This is a genomic window from Streptomyces sp. NPDC051109 (assembly GCF_044455885.1).
GTDB lineage: Bacteria > Actinomycetota > Actinomycetes > Streptomycetales > Streptomycetaceae > Streptomyces.
In genome coordinates, this window is the sequence record NZ_JBITFF010000013.1 from 234,341 (window position 1) to 241,247 (window position 6,907).

Sequence of the window (6,907 nt, forward strand, 5' to 3'; positions counted from 1 at the left end):
GCCGTTCGGAGGACCGTTCGACGAACCGTCGGTGGGTGGGGGCGGGCAGCGGCGGGCGCCCCTGCAGGGCGTCCGCGAGGACCGTGCCCCGTACGGCTCAGGCCGTCCGGGACCGCAGCCCTTCGAGCAGGATGTCGAGCAGTCGGGACGAAGCCGCCGCCTGCTGCGCCGCGTCGGGCAGCGCCGGAGCGGCCGTGGCTATCACGAGCAGCACATCGGCCACCGTCACATCGCCGCGCAGCTCACCCGCCTCCCGGGCACGGTCGACCAGCCGGCCGACCACTTCGAGCAGCGCGCCCGCGCCCGCGTCCTCCGAGGGCTCGTCCTCGACGGCAGTCCGCGAGCCCACGACCCGCAGCTCGGGAGCCCCGCCGGTCACGCCGGCCTGGCGCTGGTGCGGAACCCGCGCCGCGACCTCTTCGACGTCGTCCTCGCTCGCCGACCCGACCCGCAGCACCTGCGGCGGCAGCAGCCGCCCCGCGCCCGAGGCCACGGAGGTGCGCAGGAAGCGCGACAGCGCCTGCCACGGCTCCTCCTCCTGGCCGAGCGCGGCCTGGGCCTGCTCGGTCAGCCGGGCGGTCTCCTCCTCGGCTATCCGGCGGACCAGGACGTCCTTGCTCGGGAAGCGCCGGTACACGGTGCCGACGCCGACGCGTGCGCGCCGCGCCACGTCCTCCATCGGAGCCCCGTAGCCGAGCTCGCCGAACACCTCGCGGGCCGCGCGCAGCACGTGTTCGAGGTTGCGCTGGGCGTCGACGCGCAGCGGTGTGGAGCGGCCCACGCCGTGCGTCGTGCCGCCCGTCATCACGCGGCCGGTGCTCTCACCCGAGAGCGCGGTCGCAGAACCATGGAAATCGGAAATATGCATATGTATCCCCCGGTAATCATTTGTCTCCCCCCGGAGACACTCCCCGCCTTCGTGTCGAGGTGGGCCACGGTCAGGTGGGCCCCGGTCTTACTCCTCGACGAGATACGAACATAGTTGAGCCAGAGTCAATTCAGAAGAGGCAGCCCCGGACGGACCACCGCCCGATCGGAGCATTCACCCCCACTTTTCCGATCCAAGCCCCCGGAATCACCCCTTCCGCACCCCCTGACCTGCGGAACTCCACCCCCACTCAAGCCATCCGGCAGCCCCGTACCGGTACCCCCTCCGGTCACACAATGTGTCAGGCCTGTGGACAAACTCCCGGCCACGTTGCGTCATGGGATGGTGAAGGCTGCTAACTCCCGGGGCACGGCCCCCGGTACCCCGCCCCGCACGCGCATCCTCGTCGTCGGCGGCGGCTACGTCGGCATGTACACGGCGCTCCGGCTCCAGCGAAAACTCAGAGCCGGCGAAGCCGAGGTCACGGTCGTCAGCGCCGAGCCGTACATGACGTACCAGCCCTTCCTCCCCGAGGCGGCCGCGGGCTCGATCTCCCCGCGCCACGTCGTCGTGCCGCTCCGCCGCGTCCTCGACAAGTGCCGCATCGTCATCGGCGAGGCCCAGCGCATCGACCACGCCAAGCGGACCGCGACCGTGGCCACCCTCGCCACCGAGGACGAGGGCACCGGCGCACTGGAGATCGAGTACGACGAACTCGTCCTCGCCCCCGGATCCGTGTCCCGCACCCTGCCCATCCCGGGACTCGCCGACTACGCCATCGGATTCAAGACCGTGGAAGAGGCCATCGGCCTGCGCAACCACGTCATCGAACAAATGGACATCGCCTCCTCCACCCGCGACCCCGCCCTCCGCGACTCCGCCCTGACCTTCGTCTTCGTCGGCGGCGGCTACGCGGGCGTCGAGGCCCTCGGCGAACTGGAGGACATGGCCCGCTACGCGGCCCGGTACTACCACAACATCAAGCCCGAGGACATGAAGTGGGTGCTGGTCGAGGCCAGCGACCACATCCTCCCCGAGGTCGGCCCCGAACTCGGCGTCTACACGGTCCGCGAACTGCGCCGCCGGGGCATCGACGTACGCCTGGAGACCAGGCTCGACTCCTGCGAGAACCGCGTGGCCGTCCTCAGCGACGGCGCCCGCTTCCCCACCCGTACCGTCGTGTGGACCGCAGGCGTCAAACCGCACCCGATCCTCGCCGCCTCCGACCTCCCCCGCACCGAACGCGGCCGCCTCACCTGCACCGCCTTCCTCACCGTCGACGGCGTCGAACACGCCTGGGCCGCCGGCGACGCCGCCGCCGTCCCCGACATCACCGCCGAAGAGGCCGGCCGCGAATGCGCCCCCAACGCGCAGCACGCCGTCCGCCAGGCCAAGGTCCTCGCCGACAACCTCGTGGCCTCCCTGCGCGGCGAGCTCCTGACCGAGTACGCGCACAAGTACGCGGGCTCCGTGGCCTCCCTCGGCCTCCACAAGGGCGTCGCCCACATCTACGGCCGCAAGCTCAAGGCCTACCCCGCCTGGCTGATGCACCGCACCTACCACCTCAGCCGGATCCCCACCTTCAACCGCAAAATGCGCGTGCTTGCCGAATGGACCCTCTCGGGCCTCTTCAAACGTGAGATCGTCTCCCTCGGCTCACTCGAACACCCCAGGGCAGAATTCGAACTCGCCGCCGGCCACGGCCACAGGTTCCCCCCTCCCCCGCCCGCCCCCAACCCCCCGAAGGACAGCCAGGGCTGACGTTGTCAGTGCGGTCGGCCACACTGGACGTGTGACCATAGGTGGGCCCACGCCTGCACACAGTGACATTCACGGCACAGCGACCACTTGCGACACCACGAGGCTTGAACGCAGTGAACTTCACGCGCTGGAGCGCCCGTTTTCCCGGAACGCAGCGCCGCGCCGCCGCCCGGTCCGAACACGCCGCCGCCCAGGCCAAGCGGGGTGAGGGCGCCGTCCCGGCAGCCCGCGGCGCCGCCGCCCGCCCGGCCACCGCGCCGGACGGTGCCCCCGCGGACCCCACGGTCTCCGGCACCGGGACGGGCGCGGGCACCGGCCCGGGCAGCGGCGCCGGCAGCGGCGTCCTCGCCGCCGTGCCCTCCCTCGACGAGCTCTCCGTACGGGAGGTCCTCGGCCGGCTCCCGGCCCTCGTCGCCCTCGTCCACGGCCCCGAACACCGCGTCGCCTACGTCAACGACGCCTACACCGCCGGCTTCGGCCCCCGCCCCACCGGCGCACCCGTCCACGACGCCCTCCCCGAACTCGGCGAGCTCGGCCTCCTCCCGCTCCTCGACCAGGTCCAGCGCAGCGGCAGGCCCCGTACCGCCAAGAACCGCAGCGCACCCGGCGGCACCAGCTCGTACACGGTCACCTGCACCCCCGTCGACTTCCCCAAGGCCGCCACGGAGGGCGTGAGCGACCCCCACCACGCCGGGGTCCTGATCCACCTCGCCGACGTCAGCGACCACGCCGAAGCCGTCGAACGGCTGCGCGCCAGCGAGCGCCGCCAGCGCGAGGCCGCCGTGACCCTCCAGCGCTCCCTCCTCCCGCAGGAACTCGAACAGCCCGACGACCTCCGCATCGCCGCCACGTACCAGCCCGGCGGCACCGAGGCAGCCGTCGGCGGCGACTGGTACGACGTCATCACCCTCGGCGCGGGCCGCACCGCCCTCGTCATCGGCGACGTCATGGGCCGCGGCGTCCGCGCCGCCGCCGTCATGGGCCAGCTGCGCACCGCCGTCCGCGCCTACGCCCGCCTCGACCTGCCCCCGCACGAGGTGCTCCAGCTCCTCGACGGCCTCGCCGCCGAGATCGACGCGAGCCAGATCGCGACCTGCGTCTACGCCGTCCACGACCCCAACGAGGGCCTGCTCGCGTACGCCTCCGCCGGCCACCTCCCGATCCTCGTCCGCGGCGAGGACGGCACCGTACGCCGTGCGGCCGACCCCACCGGACCACCGCTCGGAACCGGCGGCTGGCTGCACACCTCCGGCACCATCGCGCTGGGCCCCGGCTCCACCGCCGTCCTCTACACGGACGGCCTCGTCGAACGGCGCGGCGAGGACATCGACGAGGGCGTCGCCGCCCTGGAACGCGCCCTTTCCGGCGCCCAGGGCACCCCCGCGGTCATCTGCGACCGCCTGATGCGCGCCCTCGGCGTGGACGCCGACCACGACGACGACGTGGCCGTCATGGTCCTCCAGCAGCCGAGCCGCACCGGGGCCGACGCCGAGCTCTTCCACAACGCCGCCCTGGAACTCCTCGGAGGGGTCGAGGCCGCCCCGCGCGCCCGCGCCTTCGCCTCCGGAGTGCTCGCCTCCTGGCGCTTCCCGGTCGAGCTGTGCGACCTCGGCGTCCTCGCCGCCAGCGAGCTCGTGGCGAACTCCCTCCAGCACGGCACCCCGCCCATGCGGCTGAGGCTGCGCCGCACCGACCGCCGCCTGATCATCGAGGTCACCGACGGGGACGACCACCTCCCGCGCCGCCGCCGCGCGGAACCGGCGGACGAGACCGGCCGCGGCATCTCGATCATCGCGACCATCGCCTCCTCCTGGGGTTCGCGCCGCACCCCGGGCGGCGGCAAGGCCGTCTGGTGCGAGTTCGCCCTGCCGGACAAGTAGCGGGTACGGGAGAGGCCCGGTCCACGGGGACCGGGCCTCTCTCGTATCTCGCGTACCTCTCGTGCTCCCGCGTCTCGCCTAGGCGGGCACGCGCTCGGGCTCGGCGGCCGGCACGACCACCGCCGGCACCGCCTCGCCCTTCAGCAGCGACGGCCTGTCCTGTACCGCGCTCAGCTGCTTGCCGAGCCGCAGCGCCAGCCACGCGATCCCCAGCGAGACCACGATGAACACCCCGATGTAGAGCATCGGCACACCCGCACCCAGCGGCACGCCCAGCGGCCCGAGAGCCAGCGCCATCTGCTTGACCAGCGCGAAGGCCGAGTTGTACTGGCCCACCGAACCCTCCGGCGCCAGGTCGGCCACCAGCGGGGCCAGGGTCGGCGACAGCATCGCCTCGCCGATGCCGAAGAGCGCGTACGTGGTGATGAACGCGGCGGCGGCCATCATCGCGCTGCCGTGCCCCAGCCCCGAGAACCCGGCGATGACCCACGCCCCGGTCCAGATCAGGCCGACCAGCGCGATCACACGGGACCGGCGGCGCTTCTCGACCAGCTTCAGCACGACGAACTGCGCCACGACGATCGCACCGGTGTTGGCGGCCAGCGCGAAGCCGAGGGTGGAGGGGGAGATTCCGGCGGCCTCGGTACCGAAGGCGGCGAGACCGGACTCGAACTGCCCGTAGCAGGCGAAGAAGATCACGAAGCCCAGAACCAGCAGCTTGACCATGGCCTTGTGCTCCAGCAGCCGCTTCCACGCACCGCCCGACCGGGACTCGTCCCGCGGGACGGCGTCCTTGATGTTCGGCGCGTGCGGTATCCGTACGGTGAGGATGACCCCGGCCAGGACCAGGAACATCACGGCCTCGATACCGAACAGCAGGGTGAAGCTGGCGGGCCGGCTCTCGTCGACGATCTGGCCGCCGATGAGGCCGCCGATGCCCAGACCCAGGTTCTGCATGAAGAACTGGAGCGCGAAGGCGCGCGTCCGGGTGCCCGGCGTCGAGCACCACACGATCATCGTGGCCAGCGCGGGCTGCATGACGGCCTGCCCCGCGCCGAGCGCCAGGGCGGACAGCAGGATCGGCACGATCCCGGTGGACAGCCCGAGCGACAGGGCGCCGGCCGAGGCGGCGACGGCCGCACCGATGACCACGGGGACGGGACCTCGGCGGTCGATGACCCGACCGGTGAGGGGCAGCGCGACCAGGGCACTGACGGCGAAGGCCACGAACGCGCTCGTGGCCGCCATGGAGCCCAGACCCCGCACCTGCGCCACGTAGATGTAGAGGAACGGAACCGTGAAACCGATGCCGAACGCGGTCAACGCGTTGCCGGCCTGGATCCGCCGCATCGCAGCGCCCATCACCTTGGTCACTTCTCACCTGCCTTCGAGAACTGAAGCCCGAAGACTTCATACCTAAACTTCGACGCTTAACTCTACACATCGAAGGAGTTAGACGCCAACGGGCTCCGTGCGATACTTCGAACCATGGGTGACACCCCCGACGGCACCGCGCCCGTCCACGAGCCGAGCCTCGACGAACAGATCGCCGTCTATCAGCGCGAGTTCCAGGACCTCGATCCGCAGGTCGAGAAGGTGGTCTCGGCCCTGAGTCGGCTGAACCGCCGCATGAACGTCGCGTACGGACGCCAGACCGCCGCTCTGGGCATCAGCAACGCGGAGTGGGAGGTCCTCAAGGCCCTCGTCATCTCCGGAGCCCCGTACCGGATGGGACCGAGCGAGCTCGCGAAGCAGCTGGGCCTCACGCCGGCGGCGATGACCCACCGGATCGACCGCATGACGGCGGAGGGGCTGGTGACGCGCGAGCGGGACGAGTCCAACCGGGTCCGCGTGATCGTGGAGCTCACGGACGAAGGCCGCAGCAAGTGGCTGGACGCCATGAGGGCGGCCACGGTGTTCGAAGAGGACCTCCTCCAGGACCTGTCCACGGCGGAACGGGGAGTGCTGGGCGACATGCTCACCCGGCTCCTGGACCGCGTCGAGGACCTCCAGTCGCGGAGCTGACCGGCACCTGAGCTGTGGGGTTGACACCGACCCCGTGGATCCGTAAGGTTCTTCGAGTTGTCCCAGAGCCGGAAGGTTTTGGCGACGGCACATCCCGCCGCCTCGTTGCGGCACCCAACTCAGCACGATCTCCCACCGGGAACGAATTCGGCATGCCCGAATTCATTTTCGAAGGCCGATTATGAATCGGTCGGGAAATCCACTAGAGTTCTGGGAGTCGGAAGGGCCCAACAGCCCGGAAGACAAACCCCGCTGACCGGGGGTCAGGCCCGAAAGGATCTGATAGAGTCGGAAACGCAAGAACGAAGAGCGAAAGCCCGGAGGAAAGCCCGAGAGGGTGAGTACAAAGGAAGCGTCCGTTCCTTGAGAACTC

Annotated in this window: 5 protein-coding genes; 3 read left to right on the plus strand and 2 right to left on the minus strand. The window is 71.0% G+C overall.

The genetic code is table 11. The features are described from left to right. Positions 1–97 precede the first annotated feature (97 nt). Positions 98–868 carry a TetR/AcrR family transcriptional regulator gene (locus ACIBAD_RS24360; protein WP_134073160.1) on the minus strand — a complete coding sequence of 257 codons (771 nt, stop codon included), beginning with the start codon at positions 866–868 and terminating at the stop codon, positions 98–100. A 342-nt stretch (positions 869–1,210) separates the two neighbouring features. On the opposite strand from ACIBAD_RS24360, the gene ACIBAD_RS24365 reads away from it, so the two are divergent. After that, positions 1,211–2,629, plus strand: a complete 1,419-nt coding sequence (locus tag ACIBAD_RS24365; protein ID WP_134073162.1) for an NAD(P)/FAD-dependent oxidoreductase — start codon at positions 1,211–1,213, stop codon at positions 2,627–2,629. Positions 2,630–2,742: 113 nt separating this feature from the next. Beyond that, positions 2,743–4,509: a SpoIIE family protein phosphatase gene (locus tag ACIBAD_RS24370; protein ID WP_398908361.1), complete on the plus strand. Its 1,767-nt coding sequence runs from the start codon at positions 2,743–2,745 to the stop codon at positions 4,507–4,509. Positions 4,510–4,587: 78 nt separating this feature from the next. Here the strand turns inward: ACIBAD_RS24370 and ACIBAD_RS24375 are convergent, their stop codons facing one another. Then, on the minus strand, positions 4,588–5,883 hold the full coding sequence (locus tag ACIBAD_RS24375) for an MFS transporter (protein ID WP_398908351.1): 1,296 nt from the start codon (positions 5,881–5,883) through the stop codon (positions 4,588–4,590). A gap of 114 nt (positions 5,884–5,997) precedes the next feature. Here ACIBAD_RS24375 and ACIBAD_RS24380 point away from each other — a divergent pair, with 114 nt between their 5' ends. After that, a complete protein-coding gene (locus tag ACIBAD_RS24380) occupies positions 5,998–6,534 on the plus strand; it encodes a MarR family winged helix-turn-helix transcriptional regulator (RefSeq protein WP_134073164.1) in 537 nt (178 codons plus the stop codon). Positions 6,535–6,907: the final 373 nt, after the last annotated feature.

Coding starts and splice junctions, on each gene's coding strand:
- ACIBAD_RS24360 (WP_134073160.1), bottom strand. CDS start 868: ATGCATATTTCCGATTTCCATGGTTCTGCGACCGCGCTCTCGGGTGAG.
- ACIBAD_RS24365 (WP_134073162.1), top strand. CDS start 1,211: ATGGTGAAGGCTGCTAACTCCCGGGGCACGGCCCCCGGTACCCCGCCC.
- ACIBAD_RS24380 (WP_134073164.1), top strand. CDS start 5,998: ATGGGTGACACCCCCGACGGCACCGCGCCCGTCCACGAGCCGAGCCTC.